Annotated in this window: 15 protein-coding genes; all 15 read left to right on the top strand. The window is 38.4% G+C overall.

Annotation, left to right across the window (positions count from 1 at the left end):
* The first annotated feature begins 275 nt into the window (after positions 1-275).
* Positions 276-1,202: a hypothetical protein gene (locus tag JJN12_RS08935; RefSeq protein ID WP_208429356.1), complete on the top strand. Its 927-nt coding sequence runs from the start codon at positions 276-278 to the stop codon at positions 1,200-1,202.
* A 48-nt stretch (positions 1,203-1,250) separates the two neighbouring features.
* The gene (locus JJN12_RS08930) at positions 1,251-1,436 is read left to right on the top strand and encodes a hypothetical protein (protein ID WP_208429355.1); all 186 of its coding nucleotides are present in this window, start codon (positions 1,251-1,253) and stop codon (positions 1,434-1,436) included.
* Positions 1,437-1,459: 23 nt separating this feature from the next.
* On the top strand, positions 1,460-1,621 hold the full coding sequence (locus JJN12_RS08925; RefSeq protein WP_208429354.1) for a hypothetical protein: 162 nt from the start codon (positions 1,460-1,462) through the stop codon (positions 1,619-1,621).
* Between the two features lie 288 nt (positions 1,622-1,909).
* On the top strand, positions 1,910-2,740 hold the full coding sequence (locus tag JJN12_RS08920; RefSeq protein ID WP_208429353.1) for a VanW family protein: 831 nt from the start codon (positions 1,910-1,912) through the stop codon (positions 2,738-2,740).
* A gap of 84 nt (positions 2,741-2,824) precedes the next feature.
* Complete coding sequence (locus tag JJN12_RS08915) at positions 2,825-3,763, top strand: hypothetical protein (RefSeq protein WP_208429352.1); 939 nt, start codon at positions 2,825-2,827, stop codon at positions 3,761-3,763.
* Positions 3,764-3,945: 182 nt separating this feature from the next.
* Positions 3,946-5,937: an excinuclease ABC subunit UvrB gene (uvrB, locus tag JJN12_RS08910; RefSeq protein ID WP_208429351.1), complete on the top strand. Its 1,992-nt coding sequence runs from the start codon at positions 3,946-3,948 to the stop codon at positions 5,935-5,937.
* A gap of 593 nt (positions 5,938-6,530) precedes the next feature.
* Positions 6,531-9,419 (top strand): hypothetical protein, encoded by a 2,889-nt coding sequence (locus tag JJN12_RS08905; RefSeq protein ID WP_208429350.1) that lies wholly within the window; start codon positions 6,531-6,533, stop codon positions 9,417-9,419.
* A 232-nt stretch (positions 9,420-9,651) separates the two neighbouring features.
* Positions 9,652-10,335, top strand: coding sequence for a hypothetical protein (locus JJN12_RS08900; RefSeq protein WP_208429349.1), 684 nt, complete (start codon positions 9,652-9,654; stop codon positions 10,333-10,335).
* A 121-nt stretch (positions 10,336-10,456) separates the two neighbouring features.
* Positions 10,457-11,170 (top strand): thioredoxin family protein, encoded by a 714-nt coding sequence (locus tag JJN12_RS08895; protein WP_208429348.1) that lies wholly within the window; start codon positions 10,457-10,459, stop codon positions 11,168-11,170.
* 432 nt (positions 11,171-11,602) lie between these two features.
* Complete coding sequence (locus JJN12_RS08890) at positions 11,603-14,392, top strand: hypothetical protein (RefSeq protein WP_208429347.1); 2,790 nt, start codon at positions 11,603-11,605, stop codon at positions 14,390-14,392.
* A 202-nt stretch (positions 14,393-14,594) separates the two neighbouring features.
* Entirely contained in the window at positions 14,595-17,963 is a 3,369-nt protein-coding gene (locus tag JJN12_RS08885) for a hypothetical protein (protein WP_208429346.1), read from the top strand.
* Between the two features lie 280 nt (positions 17,964-18,243).
* Positions 18,244-18,978, top strand: a complete 735-nt coding sequence (locus JJN12_RS08880; RefSeq protein WP_236013751.1) for a thioredoxin family protein — start codon at positions 18,244-18,246, stop codon at positions 18,976-18,978.
* A gap of 124 nt (positions 18,979-19,102) precedes the next feature.
* Positions 19,103-21,988: an excinuclease ABC subunit UvrA gene (uvrA, locus tag JJN12_RS08875; RefSeq protein WP_208429345.1), complete on the top strand. Its 2,886-nt coding sequence runs from the start codon at positions 19,103-19,105 to the stop codon at positions 21,986-21,988.
* Positions 21,989-22,357 carry a CidA/LrgA family protein gene (locus JJN12_RS08870; protein ID WP_208429344.1) on the top strand — a complete coding sequence of 123 codons (369 nt, stop codon included), beginning with the start codon at positions 21,989-21,991 and terminating at the stop codon, positions 22,355-22,357.
* On the top strand, positions 22,335-23,030 hold the full coding sequence (locus tag JJN12_RS08865; RefSeq protein WP_208429343.1) for an LrgB family protein: 696 nt from the start codon (positions 22,335-22,337) through the stop codon (positions 23,028-23,030). Before JJN12_RS08870 ends, JJN12_RS08865 begins: the two co-directional genes overlap by 23 nt.
* Positions 23,031-23,145 lie beyond the last annotated feature (115 nt).

The raw sequence follows: 23,145 nt of genomic DNA, 5'->3' as shown, positions 1-23,145 counted from the left end.
AAGTCATATGAATTAGTATCTACCAAGCGTCCCTTCCCTTGCCTTTCCCCCTCCCACCCTGTATAATATCCATAAGAATAAATCCTGTGGGGTGGGTGATGAAGAAACTGTCTGAGGAGATATTGAAGGGAAATCATGCAAAGGTAGTGTATGAGATAGTAGAGGATATGGTCAAGGGGGAGTTTGCTAAGCTCATTGTTATTCGCTTTTCGAGTTGCGTATTATCTAGATTTAGCTTATAATAATGGAAAGAAGGGGTTAGGGGGAAATTAGTATTGAATACAGAAATAAAAAATGCAGTTAATTCTGCAGGGGATAAGGCACAGTATGATGAGAATGCCAAAAGGCTTTTAGGAAATAAGAGCATACTTGCACATATTCTTACGAGTACAGTTGAAGAATTTAGGGATATGGATCCCGCAGATGTGGAAGGGTACATTGAAGGAGAGCCTTGTATCAGTTCTGTTCCTGTAGAGCCCGGGCTCACAAATATAAGGCAGTGTGGGAAAAGACTAGCAGGACTTAATTCAGAAAGTGCAGATGTTAATGAAGGTGTAGTAAGATTTGACATTGTGTTCTACGTCAGGCTAAAAGACGGAGTATCGCAGATTATAATAAATATTGAAGCACAGAAAGATGCCCCATCAGGATATAGTATCTTAAACAGGGGGATTTTCTATGCCTGCAGGTTGATATCTTCTCAGAAAGAGAGGGACTTTGTAAATACTAACTATGATGATATTAAGTGTGTTTATACCATTTGGATTTGTATGAATATGCCTGAAAACAGCTTGGATTATTATCAGTTGGCCAATAGGAAAGCTTTGGGTTCTAGAACGTGGGAAGGGAAGCTGGATATGATTAATATCGTATTAATTGGTCTTGCGAAAGATTTGCCTATTCATGATGAAAAATATGAGCTTCATCGTTTGTTGGTAGCTTTGATGTCAAAGCAACTTACTACGAGTGAAAAAATAAATATTATTGAAAAGGAATATAAAATTCAAGTAAATGATACTTTGAGAAAGGACGTGAGTGTTATGTGTAACTTAAGCCAGGGAATAGTGGATGAGACGCTTGAAAAAGTTATTTTGAATATGCATAGGTTAGGTTATACCTCGGAACAAATAGCAAAGGCTGTTGAGATGAGTAAAGAAGAAGTTGAGAAAATAATTGAGATAAATAAGCTTACATTAGCATAGAATAAACCAGTTTAACATTTTGTGATTCAATTGTGAGGGAATAAAGTTATGTGTAACTTAAGCCAGGGAATAGTGGATAGGGTAACAGCAGAGGTAACAGCAAAGAATTTGATAGACTTTATTATGAATATGTACAATAATAAATTTTCATTGGAACAAATCTCGCTTGCAACGAAAAAGAGTGTAGATGAAGTAAAAAGAATAATTGAAGAGCAAGAGGCAGTTTTAGTATAGACCTAATAAAGGAAGTGGATACTATGTGTAACTTAAGCCAGGGAATAGTGGATGAGACGCTTGAAGAGGTTGTGATGAATATGTTTAAGAACAAATTCTCATTGGAACAAATTTCTCTTGCTACAAAAAAGAGCATGGATGAAGTAAAAAGAATAATTGAAGAGCGTGAGACAGCTTTAGTGTAATCTGAATCCGTGAAGTTAAAAAACTAACTTTTATGAAAGCGTCTGCAATGCTGTGGTTTCTTGGCTGAAGAATTTTGGCGCATTCAAGGAACAACATATATGATAGGGAAAGTAATTCTATTAGATAGAAACAGGGAGTGTGCCTGTCCAATTTTAGGGACAGGCATTTTGCTACAATAAGCATCGCAAAGAGAACAAGCAGATCAGATTTTATCCACCTTTCAATCCTTGCCTTTCCCCCTCTCACCCTGTATAATATCCATAAGAATAAATCCTGTGGGGTGGGTAATGAAGAAACGAAAACTATTTTGTGAAATTTCTCCATTTACATATGAAATTTCCTTGTGTAAAGAAAGAATCAAGAGAAGAGTAAGGGATTTTAAGAATGTAACTAGATTTGCAAAGGAAAAGAAGACAGAGAAGCTTCCTGTCCTACTTTACGAGCATAAGTCCTTGATGAGGAGAAGACTTGGAGGTGTAAGGCAGGATTTACAGGAGAATAAGGTGGTGAATCTTGGCTTGGCGGCACCTAAGGTTTCAGGGATATTGATTAAGCCTGGTGAGACCTTTTCGTTTTGGAAACTTGTGGGCAATTGTACTGCGAATAAAGGCTACAAAGAGGGGATGACCATTTCTCTTGGAAAGGTTTCGGAAGGAGTTGGCGGTGGAATGTGCCAATTTACCAATCTACTGCACTGGATGGTGCTTCATACACCTCTTACTATCACTGAACACCACCATCATGACGGCTTTGACCTCTTTCCAGACTTTGGGAGACAGGTTCCTTTTGGGACGGGAACTTCCATTTTCTACAATCATATAGACTATAGATTTAGAAATGATACAGACCAGACCTTTCAGATTCTTGTGTATACAACTAAAGAGTACCTCTGTGGAGAGATTCGCTCTGAAAAGGAATTGTACGTGAGCTATCACGTGTATATAAAGGACGAAAAGTTTGTGCGTGAGGGAGAGGACATTTACAGGGTTGGAAAGGTATATAGAAGGTGTAATGACAAAAATACAGGAAGGCTTTTATCTGAGGAGCTATTGAAGGAAAATCATGCTAAGGTGATGTATGAGATTGAAGAGGAAAAGGCTAACGTGGAAAATAGCTAAGCTATTTGTTATTTCTCTTTTCAAGTTGCGTATTACCTAGATTTAGCTTATAATTATGGAAAGAAGGGTTGGGGGAAAGTAATATTGAATACAGAGATAAAAAATGCAGTAAATATCGCTGGAGATAAGGCTCAGTATGATGAGAATGCCAAAAGGCTTTTGGGAAATAAGTGCATACTTGCACATATTCTTACAAGTACAGTTGAAGAATTTAGGGATATGAATCCCGTAGATGTAGAAGGGTATATCGAAGGAGAGCCTTGTATAAGTTCTGTTCCCGTAGAGCCTGGGATTACTAATGCAAAGCAGGATGGAAAAAGGATAGCAGGACTTAATTCAGAAAGTATAGACATAAATGAAGGTACGGTAAGATTTGATATTGTGTTTTATGTGAGACTGAAAGATGGAGTATCACAGATTATAATAAATATTGAAGCACAGAAAGGTATACCATCAGAATATCATATCTTAAACAGGGGAATTTTCTATGCATGTAGGTTAATATCTTCTCAGAAAGAAAGAGACTTTGTAAATACTAATTATGATGATATTAAGCGTGTTTATACCATTTGGATTTGTATGAATATGCCTGAAAACAGTTTGGATTATTATCAATTAGCTAATAGGAAAGTTTTAGGCTCTAAGAAATGGGAAGGAAAGCAGGACATGATTAATATAGTACTAATCGGTCTTGCAAAGGACTTACCTGAACACGATGAGAAGTATGAGTTGCATCGTTTACTGGTAGCATTGGTGTCTAAGAAGCTTACTACAAGTGAAAAACTGGAAATTATTGAAAAAGAATATAAAATTCCAGTAAATGATAATTTGAGAAAGGATGTGAATGTTATGTGTAATTTAAGCCAAGGAATAGTAGATGAAACAAAGATAGAGGTAATGATAAATATTGTTATGAACATGCATAAAAACAAATTTTCACTGGAACAGATTTCTCTTGCAACCAATAAGAGCATTGAAGAAGTTAAAAAAATAATTGAAGAGAATGAACCAGTACTGGCATAATCTAAGAACCAACACAAAGAAAGTACCTCATGTACGATTACAAAAATACTTAGCAAAAAAACAGCAATCAAGGAGCAGGAAAAACCTAAATTTCCCTGCTCCTCTTTTCTGTACTTTTTCTGTTTTTTATGCTATATTTATACTAAAATCAGCCCATTTAGTGACTTTTAGGAGAATAAACCATGGATCACTTCATTTTACATAGCGAATACGCCCCTACAGGAGACCAGCCACAGGCAATAGAAGAGCTTGTTAAAGGCTTTAAGGAAGGCAACCAGTTCCAGACTTTACTTGGGGTTACGGGTTCAGGCAAGACATTTACGATGGCAAATGTCATAGCCAAACTTAACCTGCCCACCCTTGTCATTTCACACAACAAAACCTTGGCGGCTCAGCTCTACGGTGAGTTCAAGGAATTCTTCCCTGAGAACGCAGTAGAATACTTTGTGTCGTACTACGACTATTATCAGCCTGAGGCATACGTGCCTTCATCTGACACCTATATAGAAAAGGATTCCGCCATAAATGATGAGATAGACAAGCTTCGCCACTCCGCTACAGCTGCACTATCTGAGAGAAAAGATGTTGTTGTGGTTTCAAGTGTGAGCTGTATATACGGACTCGGAGACCCTATCGACTACGAGGATATGACTCTTTCCGTGCGACCGGGGCAGGTTAAGGATATGGAAGAGGTTGTAAAGAGGCTAGTGGACATCCAGTACACCAGAAATGATATGGATTTTAAGCGTGGTACCTTTAGAATCCGAGGCGATATTGTTGAAATATTCCCTGTAGCGTCCACAGACAGAGCCATCAGGCTTGAGTTTTTTGGCGATGAGATAGACAGGATATCAGAGGTTGATGTCCTTACAGGAACTGCACTTGCAGAACTCTCCCATGTGGTAGTCTTCCCAGCTTCCCACTATGTAGTTGCCCCTGAAAAAATGAAGGAAGCCCTTGCCAAACTTGAAGATGAACTTGACCTCAGAGTAAAGTATTTTAAGAGTGAGGATAAGCTGATAGAGGCACAGCGTATCAAAGAAAGAACTAATTTTGACATAGAAATGATGAGGGAAACAGGATTTTGCTCCGGTATAGAGAACTACTCAGGCCCTCTTTCGGGAAGACCGCCGGGCAGTATGCCTTTTACCCTTATCGACTATTTTCCAGACGAATTCCTCATTATAGTGGATGAGTCACATATCACGATTCCTCAGATAGGGGGAATGTATGCAGGAGACCGTTCGAGGAAGACCACGCTTGTAGACTATGGCTTCAGACTACCTTCAGCCCTTGACAACAGACCTCTTAATTTTACCGAATTTGAAAATAAAATAGACCGTATGCTCTTCGTATCTGCAACTCCTTCAGAATATGAGGCAAAGCATGAGCTTCTTAGGACTGAGCAGATAATAAGGCCGACAGGACTTGTGGATCCGGAAATCAGTGTAAGACCTACAGCGGGGCAGATTGACGACTTGATAAGCGAGGTAAAAAAGGAAACTGAGAAGAAAAATAAGGTTCTTGTAACCACCCTTACCAAGAAGATGGCAGAAGATCTCACCGACTATATGAGGGAGGCTGGTATAAGGGTAAGATATCTGCACTCCGACATAGATACCCTCGAAAGGTCAGAGATTATAAGGGATATGAGACTTGATGTCTTTGATGTACTGGTTGGTATCAACCTCTTAAGGGAGGGACTTGATATACCTGAGATTACTCTGGTAGCAATCCTTGATGCAGACAAGGAGGGCTTCCTTCGTTCGGAAACTTCCCTAATCCAGACCATAGGCAGGGCTGCAAGAAATGCCGATGGCCACGTAATAATGTATGCAGATACAATCACCTGCTCTATGAACAGGGCTATTACGGAGACAGAGAGAAGACGTGCCATCCAGATGAAGTACAATGAGGAGCATGGAATCATTCCTCAGACGATAAAGAAGAAGGTTCGTGACCTTATCAGCATATCTAAGAAGGTTGAGGAAGACAGCTCCAAGATAATAAAGGATGCTGAATCTATGAGCGAGACTGAGCTTAAGGCTGTTATCAAGGAACTTACCAAGAAGATGAATCAGGCAGCAGTTGAGCTGAACTTCGAACTGGCTGCCAAGCTTAGAGATGAGATTATAGAACTTAAGAAGCATTTGGTTGATTTGACGGCTATGTAAAGTGGGGAAAATGCCTAAAGTAAAGATATGAGTAAGTAATTGTTTTGGAAAAATAATCTTTCTGAGAGACCGAAGAGTGAAGAGGCAATATCATAAACCGCAAAAGATTTCGCGTTTAGGAAAACGAAACTTGGAGTAACATATTAATAGATTATATTACCGCGATTGCAAATTGTGTATATTTAGCTTTCTCTTTTGGTCTCTTATTAATTTAACAATAATTTCTGTAATTTATATTAAATCTCCATTAACAATAAGGGTTAATTATTTATAGTTTTATTAAATACTCCTTGACAAAATATATAAAAAATAGTATAAAAAATAAGGATTAATCAGACAATATAGATAAAAACTATAATTAATATCATTTATAGGAAAAATCTATAAAACAATGATTGATTATACTTAATCAATTCACATTGAAGATAAGTTATATCTATGGTATTTGCTTGAGAATTCATTAATCAGCTGTTTCCGGCCAACTCAGCAAAATTAAATCTTGAATAATATTATGGGTATAATCAGTCTGCTCTAAGTAATCGTTTAAGTAGCAACTTTTATTAATTTTATTCACGATGAGGAGAATCAAAGAGATGAGAAGGACAAAAGTTCTATTAGCCGGAGTTATGGCTATGTCACTTGCAATTAGTTCAGCAGTGGTTCCTGTAAAAGCAGGAGTAATTACAGGTAGTGGGGTAGGACGTTATGTAGCTGCCACGGAAAAATCAGAGATTAGCTTACCTGTATATGGTATGGACAGTGAAAGATTACACTTTACAATAGTTGCAATCACTAAAGACAATAAGTCCCTAGGCAATGTGTTTGAAACTATGATACCTGTTACTAATGGGCAGGTTAATTTGCCTACCATAAATAACAAAATAGTTCCTAATGATATGGATGATAATTATAAGGAAGATTTAGCATCATATAGTGCAGATAACTTGGTCTATATTTTTGACCTTCAAGAATGGTGGAAAGATGATGGTTCAATAGAAGAGAACAGTGTTTATACATCAAATAAATATAATTTTAGTGTTCTTGGTGGAACTAAGCAGAAGGGTAGTTTAAGTTTTAAGCTGGTTAATGGACAGCTTGTTGAGTGGGATAATGACAATGTATCTTTAACCAAAAATATTATTGACAGAGTAGTTATTAGAAGCGCTAAAGAGTATACTAAGACACCAGTTGATTTTCCTGAATTTGATGTTGTATACACTGATGGAAGTAAGGTAGAAGATGGCGTAGCTATCAATATCATGGCTGATAAAAGTGAAGGTGGGGAAAGCAAGGTAGTAAGAGTAAAAGATGGTAAGATTAAGCCTGATTTCAAGCTTAAATCAAATATTTTATGTGCAGTAGGAATTGCAAAAGATACTGTAAATTCTAAGCTTGTTAAAATAATTGAATCAAATTATGATGATATAACTACTGTAAATACTTTCGTAGACGAAAACGGTAAGGCATACATCATGAATGGCATTTTTAACTTTGAGGATAAGACAAAGCCATTTAACAAAATTACAATTGAAAAGAAGACTGAAGCCCCTCTTTACACAGGCCCTGTTGTAGCTATTGGCGTACAGCCAGTAGAAGAGCTTAAGGACATTTCAGATGACAAGACTGCTCTTGGTGAGTCATCAGGAGCAGCAGTAAAAGGCAAGAGAATTGCACCGGGTAAGGATGTAAAGGTTGCTGATATAGCTGTTGTATTTGAGGATGGCACTAAGGTTCATGACGGTGTTACCTTAGACAACTTCCGTATGAAGGACATCTGGGCTGAGCCTGCACACTATAAAGTGAAAGACGGTAAGATATCAGGAATAGTACTTAAGGCAGATGAGCAGTATAAGCTTGGATTTGATGTAACCAATGCTGACTATAATAACTATGAAGTTGTCGGTGCTTACAAGAGTAAGAAGCTTCTTAGAGTATATGCTCGTTATGAAGGCGGCGTACTCTTAAAGTATGATTATGATGAGGGCATAGAAGCACCAGAGAAAGAGATTTCAAAGATTGTAATTAAGAAGACGGATGGCAAGCCTTCCAAGCTTCCTGTATCTACTTCCTGCTTAATGAACCTTATACTTAGCGACCATGGCTATCAGCCACAGGGCGTACTTCCTTTCAGACTTGTAAGACTGGATAATAAAAAATCGACATTAGTGTATAGCAGTAAAGACGGAATTCTCTCCCTTAATGGAGAAGCTGGTGTATGGTATGAGATGAAACTTGATAAGAATCCTCTCTACAAGCTAAAAGATAAGACTGTCTTTAGATTTGTACTCAATAAAGAAGGAAAGTATGTGGCTTTACTTAAGGGGTACAAGAACCCTGATAATCTGGAAGGAGTTGTGACAAGCCATTATGTAGACCTTGTAAGACTTGATGGCAAGATTCCTGTAGGTCCTGCTCTTGACACTGATGAATGTGCTACAGGTGCGAAGTACAGCCTCAAAGACTACAAGATTATCTACAATACAAAGAGGGCATTAGTTAAGGATATACCTGTACAGTTTAAGTCTTCTGCATTTAAGAAGCCGGTTAAGTTTGAAGTTTACAATGCTACAAAGCAGAAGGTTGAGAAGGTTGTTCTTTCAAAGGATGGCAAGCTTTCAGGACTTAAGCTAATAGTTGGAAATGACTACATCATTTCAGCCTTAGATAAAGAATACAGCATGAAGAATGCTTACGTAACTATCAGTAACGACGGTAAGAAGCTTATTACAAGCAAGGCTCCATACGGAGAATTCAAGGGATTTAAGCTTGTAAAGCGTGAGAAAGCGTTGACAGATGAAAAGCTGGCGAACAGAGTGCCTTACAAGCTTCCTGTATATGTACTTGGCAATAACAAGAAGAAGGTAAACAATGTAACACTTAAGTTCATCTCTCCTAGAGAGACATTTGAAGCTAAGGTAGTAGATGGATGGGTAGATCTTTCACTTCTTGAAGATACCAACTATGTTATGGAAGTAGTAAAGGGCAACTACGCTATAGATGCCTTCCCGCTTACAGTGAAGGATAAGTCAGAATTCGGCGCAAAGAAGTATGTATTTAACCACTTAAGCTGTGGAAGTGTTCAGGCACTTTACCTCATTAACAAGAAGCAGGCTCACAAGAACGATACTACTTTGGTAAGCTCTGACGGCACAACCAAGGTAACAGGCTTTAGATTTGGCAATGGTGAGTATGCTCTTTCTTCAAGAGTACTTAAGAATGTTAAGGTACCTGAGCTTAAGGGCAAGAACTACCTTGTACTTGATGTAGACACTGTAAATATGTATAGAGTTGAGCTTTCTCCACTTGCATACGGCAATTTCAAGGTAACTACTACAGTTGCCGGCAAGAAGCCAGTTAAGAATGTGTACTACATTGATGGAGCCAATAAGCTTCAGAAGGTTAAGTTCACACAGAAGGGCGACAAGCTTACCTTCAATATGAACAGCATGGCAAGGTATAACACAGTAATTGAATACAAATAAATCTTGCAAGTAAAGTAATTAAAAGAAAAGTTTAAGCTAAAAGTCTAATGTAGAGCATCTGCATTAGACTTTTGGCGAATCATAAAGATATTGTAGCCAAAAGATGGTAATTATCGTGCAATCAAGACTCAATTAGATACTTATGCTTTGGTACTTGAAGTAACAAATTATATTTGGTGAATGGTATATAAATGTAAATATATTTAGGGAAATGCAATGGCTAGGAGATAATATGAAATCTAACTTGAAGAAAATGTCTGTAATAGCAGCGTTCATCCTCTCAGGCTCGGTCTTTGTGGCAACAGGCTGTGGTGGGCATCCTGCATACAAGCTTAAAGACGGTGAGAGTTCCAAGGTGCGTATTATAGAGAAGGACGGCAAGCTCGTTAAGCTTGAAGTAAATCAGAATGCGGTTACAGAGGTAGCACTTGCAGCTGAAGATAAAGTAGGTGAATCAGGCTGTAAGATTAAAGGCCTTGGTAGGCAAAAGACAGAGGAAGCAATCAAGCCTGAAAACGAGCTTAAAAAGGAAATAGACATTAAGGGAAAGAGCAAAGAAAACAATAAAGAAGACAGTAAAGAAAATAATAAACAAGACACTAATCAAGACAACAAGAAAGGCGACAAGAAAGATAACAAGAAAGAAAATAAGAAAGACAGCAAAAAAGATAATAAATCGGATAACAATAAGAAAAATAAAGATAAGAACAAGCAAAAGGGTAAAAAAACCGAAAAAGGAAATGAGAACAAGTCGGGTAATAAACCTGCCAAAAAGAAAATCTGGGTCCCTGCAGTATACAAGACAGTCAAGCATCCTGCTGTAACAAAGCAGGAAATAACTGTCTACTGGGTATGCCAGTGCGGTCAGGTGTTCTACTCAGATGAGGATTGGCAGGCGCACCGCCCAAAGCCTTGAAACGGCAAACATAGCTTTGCGGAGCAAAGAATAGAGACAAAAGAAGTTGTTGTAAAAAAGGCTTGGACAGAGAAGGTCTTGGTAAAAAAAGGATACTGGAAATACGAATAAAGGAAGGATTATGGGAAAGCAAATTATTAAATCACTTATTCTGGGGGCACTTGCAGGAGTCTTAGTACTTACAGCTAAGCCTGAGATGGTTGTAGCTGATACAAAGACAGATAGTATTGTGATTTCTAAGTCAAAGGTCAAAATGACCATAGGAAATGAGATTACGATAGGTACAAGTGAAAGTGATGACATTACTGTAAATGTATACACTTCTAACAAGAACAAAGAATTTAAAATTAGCACTAAGGATGGTAACAAAGTTAAGATTAAAAAGTCAGGAAAAGTTTTTAAGGTAAAAGCTATAAAGAGTGGCAAAGCAAATCTTAAGCTAACTTTATCAGCCAACAAAAAGGTCTGCAAAACTCTCAAGCTAAATATCAGGAAGAAGAGTGTTGCTGATTTTGGTGAAGTGATAAAGATTACCGCAAAGAACTTTGATAAAGAAGTGCTTCAGGCAAAAGGGATTGTAATTGTTGATTTCACTACTAAGTGGTGTGGTTACTGTCAGTTTTTGGATCCTATTTACAAAGAGGCAGCTAAAATCAGGCAGATATATAAGTTCACCAAGGTTGATGGTGATGAAGACCGAGAGCTTGTTAAAAAGCAAGGAATAGAAGGCTTTCCTACGTTACATCTCTATAAAAATGGTAAATTGGTTAGGGAAGGTGGCTACTGGACGGATATGACAGTGTGGGATTTGCTTGACTGGATAGAACTTCGATAAGAAATCACAGATGGTTCACATTAAATGTAGTGCAATTTGTATTGGGGTCAAATTGGAAAATAGTGTACAGAAATTGATTTAGGTATAGTCCTGTAGTCTGCTATAAAGTGGATTACAGGATTTTTTTGTTGTATATTAATTGACAAAATGTACAAAAAAGAGTATAACAAAGTAAGGAAATAAAGCAATATAGACAAAAAAGCTATAAATAAACCGATTTATAGAAAATATCTATTAATATTTTCTTTATTCTTCTTAATTGTGTTCTGAGACAGTTACCCTCAAACAAATTAAGACAAGAATCACCAAATCAAATATTTTAGTTAAATAAACAAAAATATCACTTATTTAATCCAATGGAGATACTATCACCATATTTCCTTGATTAGATACGTAACCATCACATTATTTATAACGAGGAGGATGCGAGAGATGAGAAGGTCAAAGGTTTTAGTTGCTGGGGTTGTGGCATTTGCAGTTGTCATAAGTACTGCAACGGTTCCCGTAAGTGCGGGGGCGTTTAGTGGGAAAATGATAGAAAACAGGAGGGTGCTTGCAGATAAAGCAGATATGGAATTTGTTTTACCTGTTGAAGGTATGTCGAGTGAGTGGCTCGAAGTTTTTAATCAAACAACAGTGCCGGAAGATACATACGATCAAGATGTGCCTGTAGAAAATGGACAGATAGTAATTGGACCCGATGAAAATGGCCATTTTCTTAAAAATGGAGGAGTATATTATATTTGGCCTAGTTGGGATAATAATAAATATATAGGTGCAAAGACAACTTTATCTGTTAATGACAAGAATGAGAGAAAAGACGCAATAGGCTTTCAGCTTATAGACGGTAAGTTTATTGAATATGACAAAGAAAAAAAGATGTCTCTTGGTAATGAGATTAAAAAAATTGTGGTACATTTAAAGTCTTATGAGAGCGTTGAACTTCCTGAATTTGATGTAGTTTATTCTGATGGAAGTAAGGTTGAAGATGGTGTAACTATAGATATTATGCCAGATAAGGGTGAGAACGATGTAAGAAGTGGCACCCCCAAGGTAAAGGACGGTAAGATTACTCCAAATATGACAATAAATGCCAATACAATGTGTTCGATAGGTTTTGCGAAGGATTCATCTAATTCAAAACTTTTTAAGGTGGTTGGTGCCGATGAAAGCAATGATTTTATAAATGTATTTGTAGATGAAGGTGGCAATGCTTATGTTATGAAAGGCGTTTACAATTATGAAGACAAAAGTATTCCATTTTCAAAAATCACTTTAGAAAAGAAAGCTGGAGATCCATTAGTTGTTCCAGCAGGACCACAAGATTCAACAACAGAAAATATTACAGATGATGAAACTGCTCTTGGTGCAGCTTCGGGTGTGGCGATAAAGCGTAAGAGGATTGCACCTGGCAAGGATGTAAAGATTTCAGATATTGAGGTTATGTTTGAGGATGGCACTAAGGTTCCTGATGGTGTAACAATTGATAACTTCCTTGTTAGTGATATCAATGCCAAACCGGTACATTATATGGTTAACAACGGTAAGATTTCCGGAATTGTGCTGAAGGCTGATAAACAGTATAAATTAGGATTTGATGCCACAAATGCTGATTATAATAATTATGAAATTGTTGGTGCGGATAATAGCAAAAAGTTTCTTGATGTTTATGCACGTTATGAAGGAGGAGTACTATTAAAGTTTGATAATGTGAAGGGCGTTGAAGCACCTGAAAACGAAATTTCAAGGCTGGTTATTAAGAAGACTGATGTAAAGCCTTCAGAGCAAAAAAAATCTAAATCATATTCAGTAAAACTTACCTTAAGTGACCATGGTTATCAGCCACAAAACGTGCTGTCATTCAGACTTGTAAATAAGGATAACGGTAAGTCTACCCCAGTATTCAGTTCTAAGAACGGACTTCTTTCTTTTGAAGGCGATGCTGGAGTTGATTATGAGATTAAGCTTGATAACAATCCTGTATATAAGTTAAAAGATAAACTTATATTTAGATTTATGAAGGATAGCAAGGGCGACTATCAACCAGTGCTTAATGGTTATACTAATCCTGATGATTTGGAGGGGCGTTTAACCTGCCATTATATTGAACTCGAAAGACTGGACGGGAAAATTCCTGTAAGCCAGAAGTCATTAGACCGTGGAGTAAATACTAACGGACAAAAGTATTCATTAAAGGATTTTAAGTCGGTCTTTAATACAAAGACGACTACAGATAAAACACTTACTCTTAAGGTTAAATCAAAAGTTCTTATGAAAGATATTAAGTTTGAGATTTACAACACGTCAAAGCAGAGAGTTGAAAAGATTGTTAGAGCTGAAGATGGTAAACTCACAGGGCTTAAGCTGATTAAAGGGAATGACTACATTATTTCCGTGCTCGATAAAGAATATGGCATGAAGAAGGCTTATGTGACTGTAAGTAATGAGGGCAAGCTAATAATAAAGGGCAGAACTGCAGACGGTGAACTTAATGACTTGATTCTTACAAAACGTAAGAATATGCTTAAGGATGAAAATCTTGCAAACAGGGTTGACTGTAAGCTTCCTGTATATTCGATAGAAAATGCTAAATCAAAGATTAAGGAAGGTGTAGTTCTTAAGTTTGTTTCACCAAGGGAGACAGTAACTGCAAAGGTTAAAAATGGTTTGGTAAGCCTAAATCTCCTTGAGGATACAAATTATGTTGTTGGAGTTGAAAAGGGTAATTATACTATAGACTCAATTCCTTTGACTATAAAGAGTAAGCCTGAATATGGTACTAAAAAGCTTGTATTAAATCACTTAAATAGCGGAAGAGTACAGGCTCTCTACTTAATAAATAAGAAGGATGCACACAAAAATGATACTGTACTTGTGAGTGGAGATGAATCAACTAGTGTTAGGGGATTTAGATTTGGTAAAGGCGAGTATGTGCTTTCTGCAAGGGTGCTCAAGAATGTTAAGGTACCTGAGCTTAAGGGTAAGAAGTATGAAGTAATTGATGTGGATACTATAAATATGTATCGTGTAGAACTTTCTCCTCTAGCAGTTGGTAATTTCAAGATTACAACAACTCTAGCCGGAGATAAAGTAGTTAAGAATGTTTATTATCTTGATGCCAAGAAGAAACTTCACAAGGTTAAGTTTACTAAGAAGGGTGATAAACTCACATTCAACATGAAGAGCATGACCATGTATGACAATGTAATTGAGTACAAATAAAATGTACAAAACATAAAAGTTGAGTATTATAAAGACTAAACTGTAATATAAGTATTAAAGAGCTGGTGTCAAGCAATAAAACGTCATGTAGGGACTAATGGTCAATCCTCTTTTATAAAACTGGCCAATTTCTAATAGCGGATAGTACATTGTCCCTACATGTTGTTGATAGAAAGTAATTGTATATAAGGAGAAGATGGTAATGAGAAGAAAAAGAATGTTATTCGTTGGGTTTATGGCATTTACACTTGCTGTAAGTACGACATTATCCCCTGTAAGTGCAGGGACACTTAGTGGAAATGTGGTTGGTAATCGCAGATTACTTGCTGAGACCACAGAAAAGAAATTTGTTTTAACTGTTGAAGGGATGCAGGATGAATATTTTAATGTTTTTGCTGGCTCCGATGATGATGATTATGATAATTATGTCCCTGTAAAAAATGGGAAGATTGAGATTGGAAATGATGCAAGTGGCATTCCTCTAAAAGATAAAGGGTTATATCTCATCATGTTTAGCGAACGAAATAAAAAATATGTAGATAGAAGGGCAAAGATTTCGGTAAATGATGGAGAAGAGAAAAAAGGAGAAATAGTATTCCAGATTATAGGCGATAAGCTCATTGAATTTGATTTAAAAAAAGGTGTTTCGCTAGGTATCGAGATAAAGAAACTCGTAGTGCACTCGGGTAAAGGGAAGAAAAGTGATTCAAATGGCAATAAAAAAGGGGATAGGATTGAGGCTGGAAAAGATGTAAATGTTGCTGATATTGCGGTAGTGTTTGAGGATGGTACCAATGCTCCAGATGGTATTGTTTTAGACAACTTCCGTATGAAAGATATTTGGGCAGAGCCTGGGCATTATAAGGTAAAAGACGGTAAGATTTCGGGAATTGTTATGAAATCTGACGAGCAATATAAGCTTGGCTTTGATACTTCAAATGCTGACTACAATAACTACGAAGTCGTTGGTGCATATAATAGTAAGAAACTTATGAGAGTTTATGCACGTTATGAAGGTGGAGTACTCTTAAAGTATGATATCGATCAGGGTATTGAAGCGCCAGAAGAAGAACTCCCTAAGATAGTTATTAAGAAAACAGGTGGAAAGCCTTCAGAACCTCCTAAATCTAAATCCAGTATTGCAATACTTACTGTAAGATATAATGGTTCTCAGCTGAATGAGAAACTTCCTTTCAGACTTTTAAGAAAGGATAACGGTAAGTCGAAAACTGTAACTAGCTCAGAAAATGGAGAACTTTCTCTTAACTGTGAGGGAGATGTTGACTACGAGTTGTTACTTGATGAGAATCCTCTTTATAAGCTAAAGGATAAAATTGAGTTCAGATTTATGCTAAATAAAGCAGGTCATTATATGCCTGTGCTTAAGGGTTATACAGATGCCGACGATGGTAAAGCTCTTTTGACTAATTATTATATCGAACTTGAAAAAGTAGACGAAAAGAAACCGGAAGACGGCAAGAAACCGGAAGACGGCAAGAAACCGGAAGACGGCAAGAAACCGGAAGACGGTAAGAAGCCAGAAGACGGCAAGACACCAGAAGATGAGAAGAAACCGGAAGATGGCAAGAAACCGGATGACGGCAAAAAGCCTGAAGACAATATAAAACCTGAAGTGCCATCTTATTCTATTCCTGTGATACCGGTAGTAAATCAGAATGATGGAGAATTGAAAGACATTGCAGACGACAAGACAGCGCTCGGTGAGGCTACAGGTACAGCAGTAAAAGGCAAGAGAATTCCTCATGGTAAGGATGTAAAGGTTGCTGATATCGAAGTGGTATTTGAAGATGGTACCAAGGTTCCTGACGGTGTTACCTTAGATAACTTCCGTATGAAAGACATTTGGGCTGAGCCTGCACACTATAAAGTTAAGGACGGTAAGATATCAGGAATCGTACTTAAGGCAGATGAGCAGTATAAGCTTGGCTTTGATGTGACTAATGCTGACTATAATAACTATGAAGTTGTTGGTGCTTACAAGAGTAAGAAGCTTCTTAGAGTATATGCTCGTTATGAAGGCGGAGTTCTCCTAAAGTATGATTATGATGAAGGTATTGAAGCACCTGAGGAAGAGATTTCAAAGATTGTCATTAAGAAGACAGACGGTAAGCCTTCCAAGCTTCCTGTGTCTACTTCCTGCTTAATGAACCTTATAATAAGTGACCATGGATATCAGCCACAGGGAGTGCTTCCTTTTAGGCTTGTAAGACTGGATAATAACAAATCAACACTGATATATAGTACCAATGATGGTTTACTTTCACTTAATGGAGAAGCTGGTGTATGGTATGAAATGAAACTTGATAAGAATCCTCTCTACAAGCTAAAAGATAAGACTGTATTCAGATTCGTACTCAATAAAGAAGGAAAGTATGTGGCTTTGCTTAAGGGATACAAGAACCCTGATAATCTGGAAGGAGTTGTGACAAGCCATTATGTTGAGCTTATAAGACTAGATGGTAAGATTCCTGTAGGTCCTGCTCTTGACACTGATGAATGTGCTACAGGTGCGAAGTACAGCCTCAAAGACTATAAGATTATCTACAATACAAAGAGGGCAGATGTTAAGGACATTCCTGTTCAGTTTAAGTCAGCTACATTTAAGAAGCCTGTTAAGTTTGAGATATACAATGCTACAAAGCAGAAGGTTGAGAAGGTTGTTCTTTCAAAGGACGGCAAACTTTCAGGACTTAAGTTAATAGTTGGAAATGACTACATCATTTCAGCCTTAGATAAAGAATACAGCATGAAAAATGCTTACGTAACTCTTAGCAATGATGGTAAGAAGCTTATTACAAGCAAGGCTCCATACGGTGAATTCAAGGGATTTAAGCTTAATAAGCGTGAAAAAGCGTTGACAGATGAAAAAATGGCTAACAGAGTGCCTTACAAGCTTCCTGTATATGTACTTGGCAATAACAAGAAGAAGGTTAACAATGTAACACTTAAGTTCATTTCTCCTAGAGAGACATTTGAAGCTAAGGTAGTAGATGGCTGGGTAGACCTTTCACTTCTTGAGGATACTAACTATGTTATGGAAGTAGTAAAGGGCAACTACGCTATAGATGCCTTTCCGCTTACAGTAAAGGATAAGTCAGAATTCGGTGCAAAGAAGTATGTATTTAACCACTTAAGCTGTGGAAGCGTACAGGCACTTTACCTCATTAACAAGAAGCAGGCTCATAAGAATGACACTACTTTGGTAAGCTCTGATGGCACAACCAAGGTAACAGGCTTTAGATTCGGCAACGGTGAGTATGCACTTTCTTCAAGAGTACTTAAGGACGTGAAGGTACCAGAGCTTAAGGGCAAGAAGTACCTTGTACTTGACGTAGATACAGTAAATATGTACAGAGTTGAGCTTTCACCTCTAGCATACGGCAACTTCAAGGTAACTACTACAGTTGCGGGCAAGAAGCCGGTTAAGAATGTGTACTACATTGATGGGACAAATAAGCTCCAGAAGGTTAAGTTCACACAGAAGGGTGACAAGCTTACCTTCAATATGGACAGTATGGCAAGGTATAACACTGTAATCGAATACAAATAAATCTTGCAAGAAAAGTAATTAACAAAGTTTACGCTAAAAGTCTAATGTGGAAAATCTGCATTAGACTTTTGGTGAATAATAGGGTATACTTGGGATATTGCAAAATATACCGATATATTTAATGCAATCGAGTGACTAGAGTTAATATGAAATCTAACTTGAAGAAAATATCTGTAATGGCGGCTTTAGACTAAAGATGTAGTTGTGAAAGAGGCTTGTACAGAGAAGCTCTTGGTAAAAAAAGATACTGGAAATATGAATAACAAATAAAGGAGAAATTATGACAAACAAAATTTTAAAATCACTTATGTTAGGGGCTCTTGCGGGCAGCTTGATATTTACTGCTAAGACAGAGCTTACACAGGCTGACACTAAGGCAGACATTAAGGCTGGCGCTAAGGCGGACGGCATTGTGCTTTCACAGTCTAAGGCTAAACTTAATGTTGGAGATGAGATTACCGTAGGAACAGGTGAAAGTGATGACATAACTGTAACTGTAACTACTTCAAGCAAGAATAAAGGCTTTAAGATCAGTACAAAGGATAGTAAAAAACTCAAAATCAAAAAGTCAGGAAAGGTATACAAGGTTAAGGCGCTAAAGAGCGGTAAAGTGAATCTTAAGCTTACTTTATCAGCCAACAAAAAGGTCAGCAAAACACTTAAGTTAATTATCGCAAAGAAGAGTGTCGGAGCCTTTGGTAAGGTTATAACAGTTACCGGAGATAACTTTGATAAAGAAGTGCTTCAGGAAAAAGGGATAGTCATTGTAGACTTCAGTGCAAAATGGTGTGGTTACTGCAAGCTTTTAGAGCCTCTTTACAAAGAAGCAGCGAGACTTAGACCGACATTTAAGTTTACACAGGTTGATGTAGATAATGATGAGGAGCTTACAATCAGTCAGGGAGTGACAGGCTATCCTAGACTACATATCTACAAAGATGGCAAATTAGTGAGGATTGGCGGTTACTGGATGAATATGACAACAAGTGATTTGATTGACTGGATAGAGAATTAGTAAAATATGATGAAATATGTATAAGAAAACATATAAACATTCGTTCGAATTACCGTTGAAAAATTAATATCTTTCTGCTATGATAAACAAAGATTATAACCCATTATATCATACGAGGAAGAATATGCCAGCAAAGAAAAACACAGTAAATTCAAAGAATTTTATCAGGATACGAGGGGCTAGAGAACATAACCTCAAAGGAATCTGCATAGATATACCAAGGGATAAATTTGTCGTAATGACAGGGCTTTCAGGCTCAGGCAAATCATCTCTTGCGTTTGACACCATTTATGCGGAGGGCCAGAGAAGGTATATGGAGTCCCTCTCTTCTTATGCCCGCCAGTTCTTAGGGCAGATGGAAAAACCGAAGGTAGAGAGCATTGAGGGGCTTTCCCCTGCCATATCCATAGACCAGAAGTCAACCAATAGAAATCCACGTTCTACAGTAGGTACTGTAACTGAGATATACGATTATCTAAGGCTCCTTTATGCAAGAGCCGGAGTACCTCATTGCCCTAATTGTGGGAAAGAAATACACAAGCAGACAGTTGACCAGATGGTTGATGAGATAATGAAACTGCCTGAAGGTACCAAGATTCAGCTTCTTGCCCCTGTAGTAAGGGGAAGGAAGGGTGAACACGTAAAGGTTTTTGAAAGTGCCCTTAAGGCAGGATACGTGAGGGTGATGGTAGACGGTGAGCTTCATCAGCTGTCAGATGAGATTAAGCTTGAGAAGACCAAAAAGCATAATATCGAGATAGTGGTGGACCGTCTTGTGATAAAGCCTGGTATAGAAAGGCGTATGTCAGACTCCATAGAGCAGATAATGAAGCTCTCAGAAGGACTCCTTATTGTGGAAGTGGCAGGGAAGGAGAGACTTAGCTTCTCTTCAAGCTTTTCCTGCCCTGACTGTAATATCAGCCTTGAAGAGCTTGAGCCAAGGACATTTTCATTTAACAATCCTTTCGGCGCCTGTCCTGAGTGCTTTGGACTGGGATACAAGATGGAGTTTGACCCCGACCTTATGATACCTGACAAGAGCCTAAGCCTTGCAGAAGGCTGTATAGTGGTACTTGGATGGCAGTCCTCCAATCAAAAGGGAAGCTTCACCCACTCTACACTTGAAGCCCTTTCTAAGGCGTATAAATTTGACCTCAAAACTCCGTTTGAGAAGCTCTCAAAGGAAGTTCAGGATGTCATCCTCCATGGAACAGGCGGTAAGGTTCTTAAGGTGCATTATAAGGGACAGCGTGGAGAAGGCGTATATGATGTGCCTTTTGAGGGACTTATAAAAAATGTGGAAAGAAGATACAGGGAGACCTTCTCAGAGTCAAGCAAGCAGGAATACGAGAGCTTTATGCGTACCACCCCTTGTAAAGCCTGTGGTGGAAAGCGTCTGAAAGCCACTGCGCTTGCAGTTACTGTGGGAGATAAGAACATTTCCGATGTTACAGAACTCTCCATACTGGATGCCAAGAATTATTTTGAAAATGTAGAGCTTACCCCTACTCAGAGGAAAATCGGCGACCTTGTGCTTAAGGAAATAGTGGCAAGGCTTTCATTTCTTAATGATGTGGGGCTTGACTACCTCACTCTTTCCCGTGCGACAGGTACTCTCTCCGGTGGCGAGGCGCAGAGAATAAGGCTTGCTACCCAGATAGGCTCAGGACTTGTGGGCGTTGCCTACATCCTTGACGAGCCTAGTATAGGTCTTCATCAAAGAGATAATGACAAGCTGCTTGCCTCACTTAAGAACCTTAGAGATATAGGTAATACCCTCATAGTTGTTGAGCATGATGAGGACACGATGCTTGCCGCCGACTTCATAGTAGACATAGGCCCGGGAGCAGGTGAACACGGCGGTGAGATTATAGCTACGGGAACAGCCAAAGAGATAATGAAGTGTAAAAACTCCCTTACAGGAGCTTATCTATCAGGCAGGCTTCAGGTACCCGTTCCAACCGAAAGAAGAAAGCCTACAGGCTATCTTGAAGTAAAGGGTGCAAGGGAGAATAACCTAAAGAATATAGATGTAAAATTCCCTCTTGGGATAATGACTGTGGTTACCGGAGTATCAGGCTCGGGAAAGAGCAGCCTTGTAAATGAGATTCTATACAAATCACTTGCAAAGAAGCTAAATAAGGCAAGGACCATACCGGGGAAGCACGATGCCATTCTTGGAGCAGAGAATCTTGATAAGATAATAGACATAGACCAGTCGCCTATAGGAAGAACGCCCCGCTCCAATCCTGCGACCTACACGGGAGTCTTTGACCTTATCCGCGACCTCTTTGCAGCTACACAGGATGCCAAGGCAAAGGGCTACAGCAAGGGGAGATTTAGCTTTAATGTAAAGGGAGGACGCTGTGAGGCCTGCTCAGGCGATGGTATAGTCAAGATAGAGATGAATTTCCTGCCTGATGTATATGTGCCTTGTGAAGTCTGCGAAGGCAGACGCTACAACAGAGAAACCCTTGAAGTAAAGTACAAAGGCAAGTCCATATATGATGTGCTGAATATGACAGTGGATGAATCTTTGGCATTTTTTGAACACATACCTACAATCAGGAGAAAGATAGAAACGCTTAGTGAGGTGGGACTAGGCTACATCCGCCTTGGACAGCCATCCACCGAGCTCTCAGGAGGAGAAGCCCAGAGAATCAAGCTTGCTACCGAGCTTAGTAAAAGAAGCACGGGAAAGACTATCTATGTGCTTGATGAGCCTACTACAGGACTCCATTTTGCAGATGTACATAAGCTAATCAATATTCTCAGGAAGCTCTCTGATGGAGGCAATACCGTCATAGTAATTGAGCACAACCTTGATGTGATTAAGACAGCAGATTATATCATTGACATAGGACCTGAGGGTGGTGCAAGAGGCGGAAGAGTGATAGCTGAGGGTACTCCTGAGGAGGTTGCAGATAATAAAAACTCATACACCGGTGAATACATAAAGAGGATGTTATCTCGTGAAAAAGACTGGGTAGAAAAAAGAGGGAGAAAGTAGATGAAGTATTTTAGACAATTTGGCGTAATCATGCTTATTACCTGTATAGCGGAGGGCATAAAATATTTTGTGCACCTCCCTATCCCTACAAGTGTGTACGGGCTCTGCCTTATGATGCTCTGTCTTATGACTAAGGTAGTAAAGCTTGGAGCAGTGGAAGATGCAGCGGTATTTCTGATAGAAATAATGCCGGTTATGTTCATTCCTGCGGGAGTCGGACTTCTTGCATCTTTTGATGAACTAAAAGACATGTTGGTACCTGTACTTGTAATTACACCTGTTTCTACAGTAGTAGTAATGGTGATTTCAGGGAAAATAACGCAGTACTTGGTTGAAAGGAAGGAACATGAACGGATTAATAGAAAATAGCACTACTTTTGGTATAGTAGTAAGTATTATTGGTTATCAGATAGGCCTGCTTTTAAGAAAAAAGTTCAAGCTTGCCATTCTTAACCCGCTTCTGATATCCATTATCTTTGTCATAGCAGGGATACTTACTTTCCACATAGACTATGAGGACTACAACAAGAGTGCACAGTATTTAAGCTATCTGCTTACTCCTGCGACTGTGAGCCTTGCCATACCTTTGTACAAGAACCTCACTATCTTAAAGGAGAATGCGGTAGCCATTATGACGGGCATTATATCAGGGATACTATCTAACTTGGTCTGTGTTTTACTCTTTGCGCTTGCCTTTGGGCTGTCGCATAAGGAGTATATAACCCTCCTTCCTAAGTCAATCACCACTGTTATAGGTATGGGAGTTGCGCAAGAATTTGGCGGCATAGTGGCTATTACAGTAGCTGTCATCATTATAACCGGTATACTAGGCAACATTATCGCCATCACTGTATTTAGGATATTTAGGATATACGAACCGATTGCCAGAGGCATATCTCTTGGCGGTGCATCCCATGCCATTGGTACTGCAAAGGCTATGGAAATGGGAGAGATAGAGGGAAGCGTCAGCAGTCTTGCCATGATAGTGAGCGGGATACTTACGCTTATTGGAGTATCCGTATTTGCTAACTTTATCAAGTAAAATAAAAACTACAAAAAGTTAACAGTTTTCTTAAGAATAAATGACATCTATTGAAAAATAAAATGTGTTATGATACTATACTTCATATAAGGTATCAAAACCTTGCAAATATCTT

This window comes from Catonella massiliensis, assembly GCF_016651435.1.
GTDB lineage: Bacteria > Bacillota > Clostridia > Lachnospirales > Lachnospiraceae > Catonella > Catonella massiliensis.
The sequence above is the reverse complement of the archived record's forward strand: the minus strand, read 5'-3'. Positions and strand labels throughout refer to the sequence as shown.

Excerpts from the sequence above, each read along its gene's own strand:
- JJN12_RS08930 (WP_208429355.1), top strand. The coding sequence starts at position 1,251 with ATGTGTAACTTAAGCCAGGGAATAGTGGATAGGGTAACAGCAGAGGTA.
- JJN12_RS08925 (WP_208429354.1), top strand. The coding sequence starts at position 1,460 with ATGTGTAACTTAAGCCAGGGAATAGTGGATGAGACGCTTGAAGAGGTT.
- JJN12_RS08920 (WP_208429353.1), top strand. The coding sequence starts at position 1,910 with ATGAAGAAACGAAAACTATTTTGTGAAATTTCTCCATTTACATATGAA.
- uvrB (WP_208429351.1), top strand. The coding sequence starts at position 3,946 with ATGGATCACTTCATTTTACATAGCGAATACGCCCCTACAGGAGACCAG.
- JJN12_RS08905 (WP_208429350.1), top strand. The coding sequence starts at position 6,531 with ATGAGAAGGACAAAAGTTCTATTAGCCGGAGTTATGGCTATGTCACTT.
- JJN12_RS08900 (WP_208429349.1), top strand. The coding sequence starts at position 9,652 with ATGAAATCTAACTTGAAGAAAATGTCTGTAATAGCAGCGTTCATCCTC.
- JJN12_RS08895 (WP_208429348.1), top strand. The coding sequence starts at position 10,457 with ATGGGAAAGCAAATTATTAAATCACTTATTCTGGGGGCACTTGCAGGA.
- JJN12_RS08890 (WP_208429347.1), top strand. The coding sequence starts at position 11,603 with ATGAGAAGGTCAAAGGTTTTAGTTGCTGGGGTTGTGGCATTTGCAGTT.
- JJN12_RS08885 (WP_208429346.1), top strand. The coding sequence starts at position 14,595 with ATGAGAAGAAAAAGAATGTTATTCGTTGGGTTTATGGCATTTACACTT.
- JJN12_RS08880 (WP_236013751.1), top strand. The coding sequence starts at position 18,244 with ATGACAAACAAAATTTTAAAATCACTTATGTTAGGGGCTCTTGCGGGC.
- uvrA (WP_208429345.1), top strand. The coding sequence starts at position 19,103 with ATGCCAGCAAAGAAAAACACAGTAAATTCAAAGAATTTTATCAGGATA.
- JJN12_RS08870 (WP_208429344.1), top strand. The coding sequence starts at position 21,989 with ATGAAGTATTTTAGACAATTTGGCGTAATCATGCTTATTACCTGTATA.
- JJN12_RS08865 (WP_208429343.1), top strand. The coding sequence starts at position 22,335 with ATGAACGGATTAATAGAAAATAGCACTACTTTTGGTATAGTAGTAAGT.